Raw genomic sequence first — 19,174 nt, 5'->3', positions numbered from 1 at the left:
TTCTGATTAAATAACGTTGATAGAAGAAAAAGTGGTAAAAAAAGGGGGATTAATTTCCCCCTCTTCTTGATCCTCCAGAACTACGGCTTGCGCCTCCTGAGCTCCTGGATGACGAGCCGCTGCTGTAGCTTCGACTGCTACTGCTACTTCTGGATGGAGTGTAACTGCTGTTTGATCTGGTTCTACTTGGTGTAGAATATGTCCTACTGTTTGAAGAACTTCTACTTCTGGAATTATAAGAAGGAGAGGTGCTTCTGGTTCTTGAAGGAGTAGAATAGCTTGATCGTGATCTACTGGTACTTGATGGACGAGTTGAGACTTCCCTTCTGCTGTTGGAAGAGCGTGGGGTATAAGCGCTTCTGGATCTTTCTGAACTACTAGGGCGGGTCATGACCGCTGAATTGGTAGCCCTTCTGCTTGATGATGCAGATGCTACACGGCTTCTTCCATTCATGTAGTCGTTTTCAGACCTGCTGAAATCACTTCTTGATCTGTTGCCATCCACCCTGCTTACCGCACTTCTGCGGGCCAAAGCACGAGAGGTGCTAGGTTCAGCGGCACTTCTTCTGACCACCCTGTTAGGAGAGGTGCTGCCTCTGCTCGATCTTGCAGCTCTGACAATCTGACGACTTTCTCCATTGTAAATGTTGTTTACGATGATCGGGCGACCATAATATCCGCCACCATAGTAACCGCCATAAAATCCACCACCATATGCATATCGAGGACCCCAGAAAGGATCATAAAAAGGACTGTAGGGATTGTATCCCCATCCGCCCATGCCGAATCCTATCCCAAATCCGATGGACATGCTGAAGCCTGGTCTAAAGCCAAACCCCGGTCCCCAGAAAGGATCATAGAAGCCCATTCCCATGCCCATGCCTGGGTAAAAACCCATGGGGCCATACATCATGTTCATGGACATGTAAGGAGACCATGAGTTCCATGCATTTCGGCTACTGGATCCATTGGGATCATTGTAACCGTAAAAGTTATTATAAACGTTTACATTCCCCTCAGCATCTGTGGTAGAACTTTGGGTAGAAGTATTATCATCGAAATATACGATTTCGTCGTCAGGCACTGTATCATTCTGTACCTGATATTTCGCAACATATTCTGGATTGACATTTTTGGCAGAAAAACTCTCTTGCTGGTATTGATTAGCAGCACTTACCTGTTGATAACTATCAAAACTTTCAGGCGTATTGTTAGTTACAGCATTGGAGGTAACCACTGCATCATCAGATGCCATAAAGTAGAGGTCATCTGTTTCTCCTTGCATAGCACTATAACTGCTGCTACAGGAAACCAACCCTATAGCTGCCAGGAGAGAAAGATAACGGTATGAGGTATTTTTCTTCATAATCATTTAGTTTACAACTCGTAACACTATATACGTGTTCATGGGAGGAGGGTTATATTTTTTTAAATTATATTTGCTCCCCAAAATAGGGACGAAAGTTAAAGAGTTTTTCGAAAACAACAAATTTTACTCATGAGCAAAGGACTGCCTAAAAGAAGTGAGGACTACTCACAGTGGTACAATGAATTGGTAAAAAGGGCTGATCTGGCGGAGAATTCCGCTGTTAGAGGATGCATGGTGATCAAGCCATATGGCTATTCCATTTGGGAAAAAATGCAGCAGCAACTGGATAAGATGTTTAAGGACACTGGACATAGCAATGCCTATTTCCCTTTGTTCATCCCAAAATCCTATTTGTCCAAAGAAGCCAGTCATGTGGAGGGGTTTGCAAAGGAATGTGCTGTGGTGACACACTATCGCTTAAAGAATGATGAAGAGGGCAAAGGAGTGGTCGTGGATCCGGAAGCCAAACTGGAGGAGGAATTGATCGTACGGCCTACTTCAGAGACCGTGATCTGGAGTACTTATCGAAATTGGATCCAGTCTTACCGGGACTTGCCACTAAAAGTAAACCAGTGGGCCAACGTTGTTAGATGGGAAATGCGGACCAGGCTGTTTTTGCGGACAGCTGAATTTTTATGGCAAGAAGGCCATACCGCCCATGCTACCCGTGAAGAGGCCGTTGAGGAGACGGAGTTAATGATGAATATCTACGCGCAGTTTGCGGAGGAATACATGGGGGTACCAGTGGTGAAAGGCATTAAAACTGCCAGTGAGCGTTTTGCTGGAGCAGAGGAGACGTATTGTATCGAAGCAATGATGCAGGATGGCAAAGCATTGCAGGCAGGTACATCGCATTTTCTGGGACAGAACTTTGCCAATGCTTTTGACGTAAAGTTTGCCACCAAACAAGGAGGCCTAGAGCATGTATGGGGGACATCATGGGGCGTGAGTACGCGCTTGATGGGAGCCTTGATCATGGCGCATTCTGATGATAACGGTCTGGTCCTGCCTCCCAAATTGGCACCGATCCAAGTGGTGATCGTACCGATTTTCAGAAGTGAAGAGGAATTGCAGGCAGTGGAAGAAAAGGCCCATGAAATCATGGATAAGTTAAAGCCATTGGGCATTTCTGTGCATTTTGATCATCGTGATACCCATAAACCAGGATGGAAATTTGCAGAATATGAGCTGAAAGGGGTGCCGCTAAGGATCGCCATGGGGCCAAGGGACCTTGCCAATAATACCATAGAAATTGCCCGTAGGGATACATTGTCCAAGGAAATGGTCAATTTGGGTGAAGTAGAGATAGGCGAATACATTTCCTCAAAGCTGAACGAGATCCAGACGAACATTTACGAAAAGGCATCGCAATTCCGTGAAGAGAATACCACGACAGTGGATACTTGGGAGGAATTCCAGCAAGTCCTTGAAGGAAAAGGCGGCTTTGTGTCTGCACACTGGGATGGTACCCCCGAGACCGAGGAAAAAATCAAAGAACTGACCAAGGCCACCATTCGCTGTGTTCCCCTGGACCAAGTGAAAGAGGATGGTAAATGTGTACTGACAGGTAATCCTTCCAGCGGAAGGGTGCTGTTTGCCAAAGCTTATTAACTTGATACCAGTTTCAAGATGGAAGTAATCGGAGTTGATTTTAATACCTCCCCGCTGCGGGGAGGTATTGCTGCCAAGTTAAGTGAGGAATAAACCCCGGATAAAAAGGATGAGTACAGGTAAATGATTTTTAGATGGGCGGATTTCTTAAATCCAAAAAATCTATCTAATTTGAGCAGAACAATTAACAACAAACCATGACTTGGGCACTTATTCTTGGATTATTGGTGTTGGGCTTGATCCTGATCCTTATGGAAGTGATTTTTGTTCCGGGAACCACCGTAGTGGGTATTTTGGGATTGGCCTTTAGTGCACTTGGCGTTTATTTTACTTTTGTAAATTACGACTCATCGACAGCCCTTTGGGTGCTCGGCCTTACGGCAATTGCCAATGTTGGGGTGATTTTTTACGGATTCAAATCGGGTGTGTGGAAGCGGTTTTCGCTGAAAGAGACCATCTCAAGCCGTACCTATGACAATCGTTTGGATGGACTACAAGTAGGACTTAGGGGAAAAACGGTTTCCGATATCAAGCCTTATGGCAAAGCTGAATTTGGAGATACCATATATGAAGTAAAATCCAATTCTGGGTTTATCCCTGCAGGCCAAGATGTCGAAATCCAGCAACTTGAATACAACAGAATTATCATTAAATAAGCAACTATGGAAATAGCTAACTCGGCAATTATTTTAATTGCAGCTTTTGGAGGACTGATTTTATTGTTCATCTTCCTTTATTTTGTGCCGGTAAACCTGTGGATTACAGCGATTTTTGCCAATGTGAAAGTAGGAATTGGGGAACTGATCGGGATGAGGATCCGAAAAGTTCCGCCCAGTGTTATTGTCAATTCATTGATTACAGCGACCAAGGCAGGACTTGCCCTGACCACCAATGAGTTGGAGACACATTACTTGGCAGGGGGGAATGTTCCAAATGTCATTAGGGCTTTGATATCCGCCGATAAGGCCAATATTACCTTGAGTTTTAAGCAAGCCACAGCGATTGATTTGGCGGGTAGGGATGTGTTTGAGGCGGTACAGATTTCTGTAAATCCCAAAGTGATCAATACCCCCAATGTGGCGGCGGTAGCGGCAGACGGTATCCAGTTGATCGCCAAAGCCAGGGTGACCGTTCGTGCGAATATTGCCCAGTTGGTCGGTGGTTCTGGGGAAGATACGATTTTGGCCAGGGTAGGTGAAGGGATTGTGACTTCCATTGGCTCGGCAGCTACGCACAAGAGCGTATTGGAAAATCCGGATAAAATCTCCAAGCTAGTGCTGCAACGTGGATTGGATGCAGGAACGGCGTTTGAAATATTGTCCATTGACATCGCCGATATAGATGTTGGGACGAATATTGGTGCCAAACTGCAAATTGACCAAGCTTCGGCTGACCTTAAAGTGGCAGAAGCTAAGGCAGAGGAAAGAAGGGCGATGGCGGTGGCGCTAGAGCAGGAAATGAAAGCCCGTAATGTGGAAATGAGGGCCAAGGTGGTCGAAGCTGAAGCGGAGGTACCCAAGGCTTTGGCGGAGGCTTTTAGGTCCGGAAACCTCGGTGTCATGGATTATTACAAAATGGAAAACATTAAATCCGATACGGATATGAGGGACGCTATCGCCAAGCCCGACGAAGGAAAAGGCAGCGATAAGTCCAAAGGAGATAAAAAATAGACGGGAACAATATGTAGGTGTCCCAAGTTCTACTTGAGACTCGGGATGCGGTAAAATGAGGACGGTCATCAGTATTCAGTTGTAGCTGAATATTGATGACCGATCTTTTTTCGGGCCAAGGGGGCAAGCCGTATTTCTGTGCTCGGAAATTTCTTTACAGGAACAATGATGCACCACCAAGGAGCTAAGGCGTTAAGCAATTTTGAATTCCTTTGAGGGCAGGTTAGACAAGCACTTGGAGCCCTTGGGACTTTGTGGCATTTTTATTTATCCGTGGTTTTGCCATTAAGAAAACAGCCTGTCCGATACTTTTACGCTTGATCTGGGCTTAGCTTCTTTTCTTTTTCTTTTTGCCTTTTTCGCCCTCTTCTGTGATTACAGGTTTGTAGAGGTCTTCAGCAAGGATCTTTTGAGCGCTATTGTCAATGATGATGTCTTGGTAATAGACGGGCAAAAGTGCTTCCCCTGCTTCATTGATAATGCCAAACCGTCCGTTTTTCTGTACGATGATTCGGTCGTAGCCTTCCCGTCTCACGGATTGGAAAATGGGGGGGACGATTTCTTTACCGGTGGGATCGACCATTCCATACATTCCATTGTTTTCGGTGATGTAGTAGTGGTCGTCAGAACGGTCAATGTGCTGGTAGTATGACGACAAAATTTCCTTTCCACTTTGGTCGATCAGGTTGGATTTTCCATCTCTTTTGACGATTGCCAATCCATTATGGAATTCGCCTGCGTCGTCGTATTGGGGTGTTATGACCATGCTGCCGTGGGTGTCAATGTATCCCCATGATCCTTCTGATTTTACGGCGGCCAGCCCTTCTGAAAATCGTCCAGTTCCTTCATATGTGTTGGGGATCACCCATTTTCCTGCCCGGTTTACATATCCATAGAACCTGCCATGTAATGCTCCGTAGCGCTCCGCGTTGCCTGGCTGAATAGAGGTGATGCTATCTGCAGGGACGACCTGCCATACCCCTTTGCTGTCCAGAAGGCCTACCTTTCCATTTTTGAAATAGACATTATAATGGTCAGCATCGAGCCGGTTCACGTCTGCCATGCCCATGATATCCAGTAGTATGCCATCATTTTTCATGATCCTTCTGAGGCGGCCATGGATGTATTCTAGAATGACATCGTTTTCCAATGCAATTTTATGATAGCTGCTGTATTTGATTTCTGCATCATCTTCTGTGGCTTTGATGAGCATGTATTGATTTTCATTATAGCCGAAAAAGAATTCTTCCTCGAGGTGTATTAACGTGTCCAAAATAGGCTTCAGGATGTAATCACCGTGTCTATTGATCAGGCCGTATCCATTGCTTTCATGAGATAGGATAGCCCCGTTGGAGGCTGATTCTAAATGCTGGTAAATGCGTTGTGGGTCATCAGATAGTGGTAATTGATAGCCGGCAGGGACTTTGGCTATAATTTGTCCGTTTTTGGCGATTTTGGCGTCTTGGAAGGAACCGAGTGATTTCAGGATTTTGGTGCCAATGTCGTAATGGTAGAAGGTATTGCCCCTACGGCCGAGAAGCTCATTATAACGTGTGTCAATATGGTCGTATTCCGGCTTCATGATCTGCTCACCATATTCATGATAGGCGCCCAGTTTGCCGTCTTGCTCTACCAGGATCCAAGGGCTAAGGTACTGGTAGATTGATGACCCTTCCAGCTCAAGGAATGGTTCGTAACTATGATTGAGCAGTTTGAGCTGCTGGTCTTTGTCACTTACTCGGATGGACTCGCTCAGTAGAAAAATATGATCATTGTTTATTTTTTGGATGAGTTCCAATTGTGGGTTGTACACTTCGTACATCTGGGCAGGTGCAACCCCAATAGATGCTAAAAACAAACAAAGGACTATGGTCCATTTCCCGATTACTGTTGACATTGAAGTAGCGTTTTTATTTTGTCACTAAAGTAAGCTGAAAGCAGGTGTTTTTCAAAAAATGCCGCATAAACAAAGAAAAACACCTGGGACAAATTTGATGTAAAATCCGCTCCAGATGTTTTAAAATAGTCGTCTCTTTACTTTTGTGTATAATTATGAATGCTTGGAGTTTTCTTTTTCCAAATCAAAAAGATCAGAAATAATTCCGATCATTTCTTCTGCTTCATCTTTTTTGCAGGCAGCTTTTAATTGAACCACCGGGACTTTGATGATTTTTTGCATCATGCTTTTGGTGATTTTATCGATGACAGCATATTCTTCTTTGCTGGCATTTTTCATGTAACGCTCCAGTTCCTCCATTCGGATTTGCTCCAGGGCATTTTTGAGTTTGTTGATGGTCGGTGATACCATCATTTCTTTCTTCCAGCTAAAAAACTCCTCGATGCTCTCGCTAATGATGTTCTCTACTTTTGGCACCGCTGCAAGTCTTTTTTCCAAAGCTTCAGTGGTCTTGCTTTGGATGTTGTCCACGTTATAGAGCAGAACCCCTGGAACATCTTCGACAGTGGTCTCAATGCTGCGCGGTACAGACATGTCCACAAAAAGTTTATAGCTTTTTATATCAAATGCCTTTACCAGGTTTTTCGTAATAAATGGCTGTGAGGATGAAATGGATGAAACCACTACATCTGCCTCCTGCATGGCACTGTGTACCTCCTCGAAAGGAATGACTTTATATCCAAGTTCTGCACCCATTTGGACGGCTTTTTCGTGCGTCCTGTTGGTAATGGTGACCTCTGCTTGTGGGATGTAAACCATGTTTTTGGCCACGTCTTCACCGATTTCGCCAAGTCCTACAAGCAATATTCTCGGATTGATGGTGTTTGAGGTGATCTCCTCTATCAGTTCTACTGCTGCATACGAGACAGAAGCGGCACCATCCCTGAAGGCAGTCTCCTGAACCACACGCTTGTTGGTAAAGAAAATGGTGTGCATCAAACGATGAAGGAAAGGACCGGCCATTTCCAAATCCGCAGATGCTTGATATGCTCTTTTTACTTGGTTGGAGATTTGCATGTCGCCGACCACTTGAGCTTCTAGTCCCATGGAGACCTTAAAAAGGTGCTCAATGGCTTTTTTGTCATCTTGGATAATGGTGAAATATTCCAGGTAGGAGACGACATTGTGCAGTCCTTTTTCAGTACCGATCAGTTTGATGATCTCAGTGCTAAGGTCCAGTTCATGTGCATAATACACCTCTGTCCTGTTACAGGTAGACAAAATAAGGGTGTCTTTCACATTGAAAAACTCCTTCAATTTTATCAAGAGGGATTGGATGGCCTTGTCGTCCAATGCTATAATTTCCCTGATTTCTACGGGGGCATTTTTATAGGAAAGACTTATGGCACTAAACTTATGCTGCATTATTGGTACTTTTATACATTGCAAATTTATTACAGAAACTCCACGAAATGAATTATTTCTGCAAGCTCTTATTAATTTAAAATCTGTCTAAATAGTGGGTTGGGTGATTTTTTGGGCGTTTTACAATACAATAATGGCAAAACTTTGGAAATAATTCCAATATGTTTATTTTATGATAACAGATGATGTCTATAAATAGACATCGGCCAATAAATTGTTTGTGTCAGTGTTGATTTTTTAACCTGCTTTATGCTTTAGGAATCGTTATGGCCTGTCCCAATAGCTATCGGGAAGAACTGAAGCTACAAGGAAATTTGGCTGTTTGGAGATTGAGTCATAGCATGGCTATGGTGATATCGAAATCAGCAGCGAAGCGACTGATTTTGAAGTAGTGTCAGTTCGCAATAGATAGGCCAGTGCATAATGAGGGTTTAAGTGGACACTGGTGATGTATCAGGGATTATGAAAAAGAAACTACGCTATTTTTTTAAGGAATATTTCGGTTTTACACAGCGAGAATCCAATGGATTTTTACTGGTGATTCCTGTGTTGCTGGTTTTGGCATTTGTGCCCAAAGCAGTGCAATGGTATCAACATAAAGCCGCAACGGAACAGTATCAACGCTACCTTACGCAGGCGGACAGTTTGTTGTCGGTAATGGAACGTGATTCATCTTCAGGGATGTTTTTCCAGGTGGCCGATAGACAGTTGAAGCTGGATACGGGAAGATGGGAAGAATACCAGCGGAAAAAACCGGTGCTCAACAAAATGGATTTTGCGGAGGCTGATTCAGTGGTCTTGCAGGTGGTGCCGGGAATTGGCCCTACCCTTGCTGCGAGGATTGTGAAGTTTCGGGAGCGTTTGGGGGGACTTCACCGACAAGAACAATTACTGGATGTCTATGGACTAAAAGTAGATGTGGCCAAAAGGGTGTTTGAATATTTCACCTTTACGCCTTCCATAGACCGTCAACTTTCCCTAAATGCTGCTGAACCGCAGGATTTGGCCGCCCATCCCTATATCCGTTATGGTGAAGCCAAGGTGATTGTGGCTTATCGTGACCAACATGGCAAATACAAGCAAGTAGATGATTTGCTCCAAATTAAGATCCTGTCAAAAGATTGGCTGGATCGGGTAAGGCCGTATCTCCTGCTGGACTAATGTACGGGGCGTCCTTTGGGATGGCTCTCCTAGGTGCTCTGCAAATGGAGACCGAGGATTTTCATTCGGCTGGTTTACGGCGTCAATGTACTTTTTCGCCACCGATGAAGGTAGCTTCTACGTTGATGTTGCGCAAGCTTTCCTCGGGGGCAGTCATCAGATCCCGTCTGGTGATGATAAAGTCCGCCAGCTTCCCGCTTTCAATACTTCCTTTAAGGTTTTCTTCAAAATTGGCATAGGCCGCCCATATCGTCATGCCCTTCAAAGCCTGTTTCCGGGTAAGACTGTTTTCTGGTTGGAACCCTTCAGCAGGCCAGTTGTTCGCGTCTTGGCGTGCCACTGCGGCATGAAAGCCATAAAGGGGATTGATGTTCTCTACTGGAAAGTCGCTTCCCAGTGCGATAAGTCCGTTTTGCTCCATGAGGTCTTTGTAGATGTAGGCATGCTTGATCCTTTCATGGCCGAGTCGGTCTTCCGCCCAATACATATCAGAAGTAGCGTGAGTGGGTTGGACAGATGGGATGATGTTATAGGCAGCGAATTTTTCGACATCCTTAGGGTTGACCACCTGAGCATGTTCTATTCTCCACCGCTGATCATTTTCTTTCATGAGCACTTTGGCATAGATGTTCAGTAAGGTGCGGTTAGCGGAATCCCCGATGCAGTGCGTGTTCATCTGAAAGCCATGATCGTGGATTTCTTCTGTTAGGGACAGGAAGTTTTCAGGGGTGTTCAGCAAAAAACCGAGTTCATCAGGGGCGTCATGGTATGGGGCCAGCAGGGAAGCACCTCTCGATCCCAGCGCCCCATCGCCGTAGATTTTAAAACTTCTGACCGTCAGGGATTCGCTTTGAAATGGCCCTTTTTCGAAATAATATGCTTTGTTTTCCTCAGTAGGATTGATCATGGCATAGACGCGCATTTTGAGGCTGCCTTCTTTCTGCATGCTTTCAATGAGGTCTATGGTAGATCTGTCGAGGCCAGCATCCACCACGGAGGTGAGCCCTACGGCAAAACAGTTTTCCTGCGCGTCCAGCAATGCCTGTCGAGACTCCTTTGTGGAAATCTCAGGGATTTTTGAGGAAACCTCGTCGATGGCATTGTCGATCAAAACACCTGTGGGCTGGTGGTTTTTGAGGATTACTTTTCCTCCCAGAATATCGGTGCTAGCAGTGATGCCTCCCATGTCCAATGCTTTCTGATTTGCGATGGCGGCATGGCCGTCGATTCGGGATAGCAGTACCGGGGTGTCAGGAAACGCCTGGTCCAGTAAGTCTTTTTCTGGAAAGGTTTTCCCTGGCCAGAGGTTTTGGTCCCATCCGCGACCCAAGAGCCAAGCTTGGTTAGGGTGGTTTTTGCGGTGCTCTTTAACTGCTGCCACCAATGCCTCGAAGGAAGTAAGTCCTGTCAAGTCTGCTATTTTTAGTCCAGTGCCATACCGATAAAAATGTGTGTGCGCATCGATCAGGCCGGGGTAAATGAACTTTCCCCCTACGTCAATGATGCTAGGAGCAGTGTATTTGCTTAGAATCTCATCGCTGGAATTGACCTCAATGAATTTTCCGTCTCTGACCGCAAAAGCCTCTGCCTGGTCGAAGGTGTCGTTGACCGTATAGACTAGTCCGTTATGAACAATGAGGTCAACGTTTTCCTTTTTTTTGCAGGCGGCTAGTAAAAGGATCATGCCACACAGAATGATATAAATTCTTTTCATTTTTGTCAGACTTGGTTTTAATTGATCAAATAAGCTTGGATATTTGTGGTATGACAGCTGTAGATTATCCCTTTCTGAACATTCCGTTAAATTTGCCCACTACTGATTTCCATCTTACTTCAGAAAGTGGGAAATTAACCATTTTTGATGCTTTACGAAAGAAATTTTTGATTTTGACCCCGGAAGAGTGGGTCAGGCAGCACATCATTTACTATTTGATAGCGTACAAGAATTATCCAAAAAGCCTTTTTGCACTCGAGAAAGGACTGGAATATAACCGGCTAAAAAAACGGTTTGATATTTTGGTGCTTGACCGTACAGGAAGTCCCTTTCTCTTGGTGGAGTGTAAGGCCCCAGAAGTAAAACTCAGCCAGAAAGTGGTGGAGCAGGTCTGCATGTATAACAAAACCATTCAAGCACATTTTATGGCCATTAGTAACGGAATGCAACATATTTGTTTGCAGTATGATGCTGGTTCGGGGACCTATAAACAGATTCGGGAATTCCCTGCTTTTTAGCTTTTGTAAACCCGTTCTTCTGTCATTTGTGACGAGGTCGTTGGATGGACAATTCCATTGTTAAGAAAACGAAATTATTTTTCATTCTGGGGATTGAAGGGTTGATTTAAGATTTAATGGTTTTTTGTGTGATATATTGTTTTGTAAAAATCACTTTTTAGATTTTTATATTTTATTAAATCGCTATTGATTGTTTTTTTTAAATTAAAAGGTGGTGTTTTGGGTGTATAGACCATTGATTTAATATTTGTTTTATTTTTGGTTTGTAAGTTTTATATGGGTTTATAGGTTTTTAAAAATAGGTAAATGAAAGTTTTTATATTTCAAAAACTTTTTTACTTTTGAGTTGTATATGCCCTTTCAGGGTATAGACCCAAATATAAATAAAGAGAAGAGTGGGGTAGAGCAGGTTGTTTCTCACGCCATGCGTTACGATACGATTGATCAAAAATTTCTTCATACGGTTTAATGTCAAAAAATTCCTCGGAGCATTCGGGGAATTTTTTTTAGTTTCGATCTTAGAATGATATCATATGAAAGAGAAATCCTACATGGACCAAATGGATAGGGAAGTGACCATCCCGGTCATTCCCCAACGCATTGTCTCCCTGGTGCCTTCTCAGACGGAGTTACTGGTTGATTTGGGCTTGGAAGAGCAGTTGGTCGGTATTACGAAGTTTTGTGTTCATCCAAAAAGGCTGCGTCAGGAAAAAACTATCGTCGGGGGTACCAAGAAATTCCGGTTTGAGGTGATCGATAAGTTGCAGCCCGATTTGATCATTGGGAACAAAGAGGAGAATTACAAAGAGGGGATCGAGCAGCTGGCAGAGAAATATCCCGTTTGGATGAGTGATATTTTTAATTTGGAAGATGCTCTGCAAATGATGCGGCAAATTGGTCACCTCACCAACAGGCAGGAGGAAGCAGCTCAACTTATTAAAGACGTTTGTCAAGGGTTTTGGGGAGGTACTGCCCAGAGGGGGACAGCCATCTATCTGATTTGGCAGGCCCCAATTATGGCCGCCGGAGGTTCAACGTTCATTGATGAGATGTTGACCCATGCGGGCTTCAGAAACCTGATTGCTCAGGATCGGTATCCTGCGGTAACGATGGCGGAAATAAAGCAACTGAAGCCTGATTGTCTTTTGCTAAGTTCGGAACCATTTCCATTTAAGGAAAAACATGTCAGGGCCTTTCAGAGCGAACTCCCCAATACACGGGTGTTGCTGGTGGATGGTGAACTTTTTTCTTGGTATGGAAGTAGGTTACGACTTGCGGGGGAGTACCTTAGGTCGCTGTGAATCCTACCGTTTTTCGCTAGCTGATCAGCCTTTTGTCCTCCATTTGGTTAGTGAAATGTGGTTAAAAATGGATCGAATTCAGGGTTTTAGGTTCAGAATGTCGCCGATTTGGTTGGCGTTTTTCATTTTTTCATCCAATTGCTCAAACTGGTCACTGGTGAGGTGGTCCCTAAAAGCGGCCAAGTTCTCGATGTAGCCGTTCAGGGCTTCAAGGATATTTCTCTTGTTTTCCTTCATGATAGGAGTCCACATTGCCGGAGAGCTTTTTGCCAGTCTTACGGTGGATGCAAATCCGCTTCCCGCCATGTTCAGTATATGTTTGTCGTCTTCCATCTTGTCCAGTACCGTTTTGCCGAGCATAAAGGAGCTGATATGGGATAAGTGGGAGACAAAGGCGAGTTGGTTGTCGTGCTCCTGTGGTTCCATAAACCTGATGTTCATTTCGAGTGACTCAAATGCCTCAAAAGCCTTTGGTTTAAGATGAATGGCCGTCTTTTCGAGTTCACATAGAATCATGATCTTACCCCTTAGCAGATCCGGAAAGGCGGCGGATGGCCCGGCATATTCTGTACCGGCGATGGGATGGGCCGCCAGGAAGTTTTTTCTGTTGGGGTGTGCTGCGAGGGTGGTGCAGATTTTTTCCTTGGTGGAGCCAAAATCCAAGATGAGTGTCTCCGGGGATACATCATCAAGCAAACTGGCAACAATGCTGCTGATCGTATCCACTGGGGTGGCCACAATGACCAAATCAGCATCCTTTGGGACTTGTTCGCTGATTTGATCGATGATGTCGAGGGAAAGCGCTTCCTGCAAGTGGGCTTTGTTTTTGTCAAAACCAGTGACGTTAATTCCCGCAAAAACCTTTTTTAGGCCCAATGAAAACGAGCCTCCCAAAAGTCCAAGTCCTATAATATGAATGTGCTTCATATGGATCGTTATTTTTTCAGTTTATTTGGTCCACGAGCTGTTTACTCGGTCAAAGGCCTCTTGGATGAGGTTTTCCGGTACGCAAAGTGAAAACCTGATGTATCCAAGGCCATTGCTTCCAAAAACATCACCTGGAGTGATAAAGATATGGTTTTCGTACAATAGTTTGTTGACCAAGGACATGGGGTCGGTTTGGTCTGCTAATTTTGCCCATACAAACATCCCTGAGCTTTCACGTTCGCAAATGGCCCCAACTCTATCGGCCAATTTCCAAACCGCCTCCCGACGTTTTTGATATATGGTGTCCATCGCTTCAAACCAGCTCTTGTCCAGTTTTAAGGCTGCAACGGCGCCTTTTTGGATGCCTAGGAACATTCCTGAGTCCATATTGCTTTTGACCTTTAGTACTTCCTGTACGTAGGAGGGCTGGCCGCACAGCATTCCGACCCGCCATCCTGGCATGTTAAAGGTCTTGCTGAGCGAATTGAGCTCTAATGCGATGTCCTTTGCGCCGTCCACGGCTAGGATGCTTACGGGTTTTTTGGTGAGGATAAAGCTGTAAGGATTGTCGTTGACCAACAAAATCTGATGCCTATTGGCAAAAGCCACAAGTTTTTCCAGTGTCTGTATTGAGGCATTGGCTCCAGTGGGCATGTGGGGATAGTTGAGCCACATAAGCTTGATGCCGGTGCTCGCCAATGTTTCCAATTGGTCAAAGTCTGGAAGCCATTGGTTTTCGCCTTTTAGGTCATAAAATACCGCTTTGGCGCCGACGAGTTCTGTGACCGACGAGTAGGTGGGGTAGCCGGGATTTGGTATCAGCACCTTGTCCCCAGGGTTGAGATAGGCCAAAGAAATGTGCATGATGGCTTCTTTGGATCCCATCATCGGCAGGATTTCATTGGTAGGAGAGAGCGAGACACCGTAATTTTTTTTGTAAAAATCAGCAATGGCCTCCCTGAGTTCAGGAATGCCCTGATAGCTTTGATAACCGTGCGCCGTTGGTAACTGACTGACTGTGTTCAGGGCGTCGATGACATCCTGGTGTGGAGGGAGGTCAGGACTGCCTATACCCATGTTGATAATGGGGTGTCCTTCGGATTTGAGACGGGCGACCTCACGCAATTTTTTGGAAAAATAATATTCCTTTACATTGCCGAGGCGATCTGCTGGAGCTATCATGGTGGTTATTTAGTGTTTTTGTATTCCCCCAATATTTTAATTTGATGACCATTTTCCTTCAGTTCTTTTAAGGCCTGACGGTAATCTTCCAGATCCTTAAAAATCAAGTCAATGAAAAAAGCATAATGCCAAGGTTGGTCGATTACCGGAAGCGACTGGATTTTGGTCAGGTCGAGTTGGTAGGTACTCATAGTGGTGAGGACCTTTGCCAAGCTGCCTTGTTCATTTTTGATGATTACCTTGATAGAGGCCTTGTCAAACCCTTCGGCCGGCTTGGCATCGGCTGCATTTTTAACAATGCAGAAGCGGGTGATGTTGTTTTTGATGGTTTGGATGTCGCTGGCCAGAATGTCCAGCTTATAAAACTCAGCCGCAGATTTTCCGGCAATGGCACCCACTCCTTTGAGGCCTTGTTCGCTGATTTCCTTGGCCACGGATGCCGTGTCCATATCCTCTATTAGTTTGATTTGGGGATATTGTTCAAAGAATGCCTTACACTGCAGTAGCGCCATCGGGTGGGAACGGACTTCCGTGATGTCTTCAATCGACTGCCCCTTTGATACCATCAGCTGATGTGAAATGGGAAGGTAAAATTCCCCCATCACCTGTAGGTTGTTTCTGTCCATCAGGTCATAATTGGGAAGGATCGCTCCTGCTATGGAGTTTTCCAGTGCCAAAACCCCAATGTCGGCCTGATTGGAAGTGATTTTTTTGACCAGTTCCGAAAATGTCAGGCACTCGAGCACATGGATGTCCTGGCCAAATTGATTGAGTGCCACTTGATAGTGGTAAGAGCCTTTTATGCCCTGTATGGCTACTTTTTGCTGTTGTGGAGTCGAGGTCACTTATTTGTCCAATTAATTATGAAAATAAATAGCAATAATATAGGCAGCGGTATTGCGGCTACTGATCCTCTACATCCGCATACCGATGCGAAATGCTAAATCGGCAATTGCAGATGTACGTTGTAAATGATTGGTCTGACTAGGCCTTTATCCCTGCTAATATACAGTGTTTCCAGAAACTAGGGTAAGATTTGTTGACAACTTCCTTGTCTATAATCGTTACTTCTGTACGCGTTGCCAACGGCATAAAAGCCATCCCCATTCTGTGGTCATCATAGGTTTCGATACTCACCTTTTCGGGGATACTGGTGGACGGGATGATGGTAAATACCCCGTTTTCGCCTTCTTCCAGTTTGGCGTTGAATTTTGCCAATTCCTGTTGTAGGGCGTAAATTCGATCGGTTTCCTTAATGCGGAGGCTTTCCAGTCCTGTAAATTGGCTTTTTTGCCCGAGTAGGGCACAGGTGACCGCGACCGTTTGGGCAAGGTCGGGGCAGTGGGTAAAATCAAAGCTGTCCAGTCCTGTCACGGCTTTTTTTGTCAGCAAAATGCCATCTTCTGTAAATTCACTTTGCACCCCAAGCTTATCCATGATCTCCACGATCTTTGAGTCACCTTGGAGGCTGTTTTCTTTTAGGCCTTTCAGGAAAAAGGTACCTTCTTCGGCACAGGCCAGTAAGCTGAACCAATAGCTCGCACCGGACCAGTCGCTTTCTACCGCAAAGGTGGTGTTTTTGTACTGTTGAGGACCTACTTTAATGATGTTTCCTTCGAAGGAATAGGCTATGCCAAATTGCTTCATCAACGCTAGGGTCATTTCAATATAGGTCCTGGAACCGATTTTTCCGGTGAGTTCAAGGGTGAGGCCCTCGGGCAATAAAGGGGCGTTCATCAAAAGGGCGGAGATATACTGGCTGCTCACATCCCCTCTTATTTGCACTTTGTTGGCCAGTTGCTTTTCAAAGCCTTGGGTTTCTATCGGTGGGTAGCCTTCCTTGTTTATGTAGGCTATTTTTGCACCAATTGTTCTTAGGGCATCCACCAAGATCCCGATAGGCCGTTCACACATCCGTGGTGTTCCGGTGAGTGTCTTGTGCCGATTGGTCAGGGCAGCATAAGCTGTCAAAAAACGCATGGTGGTACCTGCGTCAAGAACGTCCAAGGTTTCCGGGTCTTCCTTTAGCAGACGGATCATGGTCTGCGTGTCGCGGGCTTCTGCCAAGTTGGACAGTTGGTTAGGGCCTTCTGTCAAGGCATCGATGATCAAGACCCTGTTGCTTTCGCTTTTGGAAGAAGGTAATGGTATGGTTACTTCGTCAAAACGTTGTTTGACGGGCAATGTGATGTCGTTCATGGATGTTGGGTGTTGTAAAAATGCAGCGAATTGATGATGTCTTCCAGGCTTACGGCAATATTGTAATCGCACTCCCCGATTTTCTTCAGTAGGGAACAGTTAATGGTTTTGCCGTCATTTTTCTTGTCCTGAAAGCAAAGTTGTGCGATAGTTTCGAGGTCTTCTGCTGGGATTTCCACTTTCCCGAAGACTGTAAGGATGCTTTCGGTTATGGTTTTTAGGCTTTCTTTGGGAAACCTGATGTGTGCTTCTGATAAGTAAGCCTCTGCGACCATTCCGATGGCAATGGCTTCCCCGTGCAGCAGGTGTCGTTTGGTGTCGAGGTAAAATGACTCCACTGCATGTCCGACCGTATGGCCAAAGTTCAGGATCTTACGAAGTCCTTCCTCTTTGGGGTCTTTGGTGACCACTTCTTTTTTGATGTACACGGACTTTTCAATGATCTCCGTCCAGCTTTGGTTTTCCCAGTTCTGAAGCTTTAGGCTGTTGAAATAGTTCTCATTCCTGATCAGCCCATGTTTGATGACTTCTGCATATCCTGACCGGAGTTCTGGAAGGGGAAGCGTTGTCAGAAATGCTGCAGAAATCATGACCGCTTCAGGTTCATTAAAGACTCCGATGTGGTTTTTGAAGCCGTTGAAATCCACTCCGAGTTTGCCACCGACGCTGGCGTCCACTTGGGAGAGCAGCGTAGTGGGGATGTTGATGAACCTTACGCCGCGTTTATAAGTGCTGGCACAAAATCCACCCATGTCGCCCGTTACGCCTCCTCCAAGATTGATGATCAGTGATTTTCTGTCAAATCCGCAATCGGTCATCCATTGCCAGATTTTTTGGCAGGTGTCCAGGGTTTTGTTGACCTCGCCTGCTTCAAAAGCAAACTGCTCATGTGCTGGAAGGGCATCCTTAATGAGGGGATAGCAGGCCTTGTATGTGTTGCTATCAGTGATGACACCAAGTTTGGAGAAGTTCTTTGATTTCAAGAACCTCTCCAAGTCTGGTGCGATTTGCGTGGAGAAAATGATTGATTCCAATGGATCGATTATGTTTAAATCTCAGTTAGGCGTTTTTGTTGACCGGGTCACCGGCTCTCAGTTGCTTTTCTTGTCTTTTTACAGACTCTTCGTGGATCGAAAATAGCAATTCTTTCATGAATTTCTCGCTAAGTCCCTTTTTAACTCCTTTGTCAGTTCTGGAGTCCATTACTTCTTTCCATCTATCAGACTGAAAAACGGTGAGTTTATGTTCTCTTTTGTGAGCTCCAATCTGATCGATTACTGAGAATCTTTCAGCAAGCAGGTCGATCAGCTGGTCGTCCATATGGTCTACTGCTGTTCTGAGATCATGTAGTTTTTCGCTTGGTTTTTCAGCGTCAAGGGTGTTTTTGAAGTCGATTTTGGACAGGATATCTTTTAGCTGGGCAGGGGTTACTTGCTGTTTGGCATCACTCCAGGCGTTGTCAGGATCATGGTGGGTTTCGATCATCAGGCCGTCCAGTCCGAAATTAATGGCCCTTTGGGAGATTTCAAGGATACCGTCTCTTTTGCCGACAATGTGGCTGGGGTCATTGATCACTTCCATTCCCTTCCATTCTCTTTTCAGGTGAATGGGCATGGACCAGTTTGGTTTGTTTCTGAAACGTTTATCGTAGGCGTCACTGAATCCTCTGTGGATAGCTGCCAGCTTGTTGATGCCCACTGCATGCAGTCGCTCCAACGCGCCGATCCACAGTTGAAGATCAGGGTTCATCGGGTTTTTTACCATTACGGGGATGTCGGTACCTCTTAGTGCTTCGGCGATTTCCTGAACGGCGAATGGGTTGACGGTGGTTCTGGCGCCAATCCATAGCACGTCCACCTTGTGCTTAAGGGCAAGTTCTACGTGAGCGGTATTGCCTACCTCTGTGGTGATGGGGATATTGAGGTGGTTGCGCACGATCTCCATCCACTTCAGGCCGTCTTCACCGATTCCTTCGAAGCTTCCCGGTCGAGTCCTTGGCTTCCAAATGCCCGCACGGAACATGGAAGGGATGATGTTTTGCTCTTTCATTTCAAGGCAGACTTTCTCTACCTGCTCGGGAGTTTCGGCGCTACAAGGCCCGGCGATAATGACATGTCCTTTGAGGCCCAGTCCCCATTCCGATGTTTTCAAGTGATCTTTCATTGTTGAATTTGGTTTGTAAATAAAAAAAGCCCGACTC

Annotated in this window: 16 protein-coding genes; 6 read left to right on the top strand and 10 right to left on the bottom strand. The window is 45.3% G+C overall.

Annotated elements, in window-relative coordinates; all coding sequences use genetic code 11:
• Positions 1–49 precede the first annotated feature (49 nt).
• Positions 50–1,366 carry a hypothetical protein gene (locus FDP09_RS00650; protein WP_137400828.1) on the bottom strand — a complete coding sequence of 439 codons (1,317 nt, stop codon included), beginning with the start codon at positions 1,364–1,366 and terminating at the stop codon, positions 50–52.
• Positions 1,367–1,498: 132 nt separating this feature from the next.
• On the opposite strand from FDP09_RS00650, the gene proS reads away from it, so the two are divergent.
• The 3 genes from proS (at position 1,499) to floA (ending at position 4,650) form a co-directional block, all read left to right on the top strand.
• Positions 1,499–2,980, top strand: a complete 1,482-nt coding sequence (gene proS, locus FDP09_RS00645) for a proline--tRNA ligase (protein WP_137400827.1) — start codon at positions 1,499–1,501, stop codon at positions 2,978–2,980.
• Positions 2,981–3,177: 197 nt separating this feature from the next.
• Entirely contained in the window at positions 3,178–3,636 is a 459-nt protein-coding gene (locus FDP09_RS00640) for an NfeD family protein (RefSeq protein ID WP_137400826.1), read from the top strand.
• A gap of 6 nt (positions 3,637–3,642) precedes the next feature.
• Positions 3,643–4,650: a flotillin-like protein FloA gene (gene floA / locus FDP09_RS00635; protein ID WP_137400825.1), complete on the top strand. Its 1,008-nt coding sequence runs from the start codon at positions 3,643–3,645 to the stop codon at positions 4,648–4,650.
• Between the two features lie 328 nt (positions 4,651–4,978).
• On the opposite strand, the gene FDP09_RS00630 is transcribed toward floA, so the two are convergent.
• Together FDP09_RS00630 and hemA are read right to left on the bottom strand one after the other, a co-directional pair.
• A complete protein-coding gene (locus FDP09_RS00630; RefSeq protein ID WP_137400824.1) occupies positions 4,979–6,547 on the bottom strand; it encodes a WG repeat-containing protein in 1,569 nt (522 codons plus the stop codon).
• Between the two features lie 153 nt (positions 6,548–6,700).
• Positions 6,701–7,972 carry a glutamyl-tRNA reductase gene (hemA, locus tag FDP09_RS00625; protein ID WP_137400823.1) on the bottom strand — a complete coding sequence of 424 codons (1,272 nt, stop codon included), beginning with the start codon at positions 7,970–7,972 and terminating at the stop codon, positions 6,701–6,703.
• Between the two features lie 462 nt (positions 7,973–8,434).
• Between hemA and FDP09_RS00620 the strand changes: the two genes are divergently transcribed.
• Complete coding sequence (locus FDP09_RS00620) at positions 8,435–9,133, top strand: ComEA family DNA-binding protein (protein ID WP_137400822.1); 699 nt, start codon at positions 8,435–8,437, stop codon at positions 9,131–9,133.
• An 82-nt stretch (positions 9,134–9,215) separates the two neighbouring features.
• Here the strand turns inward: FDP09_RS00620 and FDP09_RS00615 are convergent, their stop codons facing one another.
• Positions 9,216–10,847, bottom strand: coding sequence for an amidohydrolase (locus FDP09_RS00615; protein WP_137400821.1), 1,632 nt, complete (start codon positions 10,845–10,847; stop codon positions 9,216–9,218).
• Between the two features lie 50 nt (positions 10,848–10,897).
• Here FDP09_RS00615 and FDP09_RS00610 point away from each other — a divergent pair, with 50 nt between their 5' ends.
• The gene (locus FDP09_RS00610) at positions 10,898–11,365 is read left to right on the top strand and encodes a type I restriction enzyme HsdR N-terminal domain-containing protein (protein ID WP_137400820.1); all 468 of its coding nucleotides are present in this window, start codon (positions 10,898–10,900) and stop codon (positions 11,363–11,365) included.
• A 533-nt stretch (positions 11,366–11,898) separates the two neighbouring features.
• Entirely contained in the window at positions 11,899–12,666 is a 768-nt protein-coding gene (locus FDP09_RS00605; protein ID WP_137400819.1) for an ABC transporter substrate-binding protein, read from the top strand.
• Between the two features lie 78 nt (positions 12,667–12,744).
• Here FDP09_RS00605 and FDP09_RS00600 read toward each other — a convergent pair whose 3' ends face one another.
• From FDP09_RS00600 to FDP09_RS00575, 6 genes are all read right to left on the bottom strand, one after another.
• Entirely contained in the window at positions 12,745–13,593 is an 849-nt protein-coding gene (locus tag FDP09_RS00600) for a prephenate dehydrogenase (protein ID WP_137400818.1), read from the bottom strand.
• Positions 13,594–13,614: 21 nt separating this feature from the next.
• Positions 13,615–14,775, bottom strand: coding sequence for a pyridoxal phosphate-dependent aminotransferase (locus FDP09_RS00595; RefSeq protein ID WP_137400817.1), 1,161 nt, complete (start codon positions 14,773–14,775; stop codon positions 13,615–13,617).
• Between the two features lie 5 nt (positions 14,776–14,780).
• A complete protein-coding gene (locus tag FDP09_RS00590; protein WP_137400816.1) occupies positions 14,781–15,620 on the bottom strand; it encodes a prephenate dehydratase in 840 nt (279 codons plus the stop codon).
• A gap of 139 nt (positions 15,621–15,759) precedes the next feature.
• Positions 15,760–16,974, bottom strand: coding sequence for a 3-phosphoshikimate 1-carboxyvinyltransferase (locus FDP09_RS00585; protein ID WP_137400815.1), 1,215 nt, complete (start codon positions 16,972–16,974; stop codon positions 15,760–15,762).
• Entirely contained in the window at positions 16,971–18,008 is a 1,038-nt protein-coding gene (aroB, locus tag FDP09_RS00580; protein ID WP_137400814.1) for a 3-dehydroquinate synthase, read from the bottom strand. The genes FDP09_RS00585 and aroB overlap by 4 nt, the downstream gene beginning before the upstream one ends.
• Before the next feature lie 25 nt (positions 18,009–18,033).
• Positions 18,034–19,137, bottom strand: coding sequence for a chorismate mutase (locus tag FDP09_RS00575; protein ID WP_137400813.1), 1,104 nt, complete (start codon positions 19,135–19,137; stop codon positions 18,034–18,036).
• Positions 19,138–19,174: the final 37 nt, after the last annotated feature.

It is taken from the genome of Echinicola rosea (genome assembly GCF_005281475.1).
Taxonomy (GTDB): domain Bacteria; phylum Bacteroidota; class Bacteroidia; order Cytophagales; family Cyclobacteriaceae; genus Echinicola; species Echinicola rosea.
Note: the sequence above shows the minus strand (reverse complement) of the source record. Positions and strands in the feature narration are given on the sequence as shown.

What these genes read in the sequence shown, in the direction of transcription:
- FDP09_RS00650 (WP_137400828.1), bottom strand. Translation starts at nt 1,366, where the DNA reads ATGAAGAAAAATACCTCATACCGTTATCTTTCTCTCCTGGCAGCTATA.
- proS (WP_137400827.1), top strand. Translation starts at nt 1,499, where the DNA reads ATGAGCAAAGGACTGCCTAAAAGAAGTGAGGACTACTCACAGTGGTAC.
- FDP09_RS00640 (WP_137400826.1), top strand. Translation starts at nt 3,178, where the DNA reads ATGACTTGGGCACTTATTCTTGGATTATTGGTGTTGGGCTTGATCCTG.
- floA (WP_137400825.1), top strand. Translation starts at nt 3,643, where the DNA reads ATGGAAATAGCTAACTCGGCAATTATTTTAATTGCAGCTTTTGGAGGA.
- FDP09_RS00630 (WP_137400824.1), bottom strand. Translation starts at nt 6,547, where the DNA reads ATGTCAACAGTAATCGGGAAATGGACCATAGTCCTTTGTTTGTTTTTA.
- hemA (WP_137400823.1), bottom strand. Translation starts at nt 7,972, where the DNA reads ATGCAGCATAAGTTTAGTGCCATAAGTCTTTCCTATAAAAATGCCCCC.
- FDP09_RS00620 (WP_137400822.1), top strand. Translation starts at nt 8,435, where the DNA reads ATGAAAAAGAAACTACGCTATTTTTTTAAGGAATATTTCGGTTTTACA.
- FDP09_RS00615 (WP_137400821.1), bottom strand. Translation starts at nt 10,847, where the DNA reads ATGAAAAGAATTTATATCATTCTGTGTGGCATGATCCTTTTACTAGCC.
- FDP09_RS00610 (WP_137400820.1), top strand. Translation starts at nt 10,898, where the DNA reads ATGACAGCTGTAGATTATCCCTTTCTGAACATTCCGTTAAATTTGCCC.
- FDP09_RS00605 (WP_137400819.1), top strand. Translation starts at nt 11,899, where the DNA reads ATGAAAGAGAAATCCTACATGGACCAAATGGATAGGGAAGTGACCATC.
- FDP09_RS00600 (WP_137400818.1), bottom strand. Translation starts at nt 13,593, where the DNA reads ATGAAGCACATTCATATTATAGGACTTGGACTTTTGGGAGGCTCGTTT.
- FDP09_RS00595 (WP_137400817.1), bottom strand. Translation starts at nt 14,775, where the DNA reads ATGATAGCTCCAGCAGATCGCCTCGGCAATGTAAAGGAATATTATTTT.
- FDP09_RS00585 (WP_137400815.1), bottom strand. Translation starts at nt 16,974, where the DNA reads ATGAACGACATCACATTGCCCGTCAAACAACGTTTTGACGAAGTAACC.
- FDP09_RS00575 (WP_137400813.1), bottom strand. Translation starts at nt 19,137, where the DNA reads ATGAAAGATCACTTGAAAACATCGGAATGGGGACTGGGCCTCAAAGGA.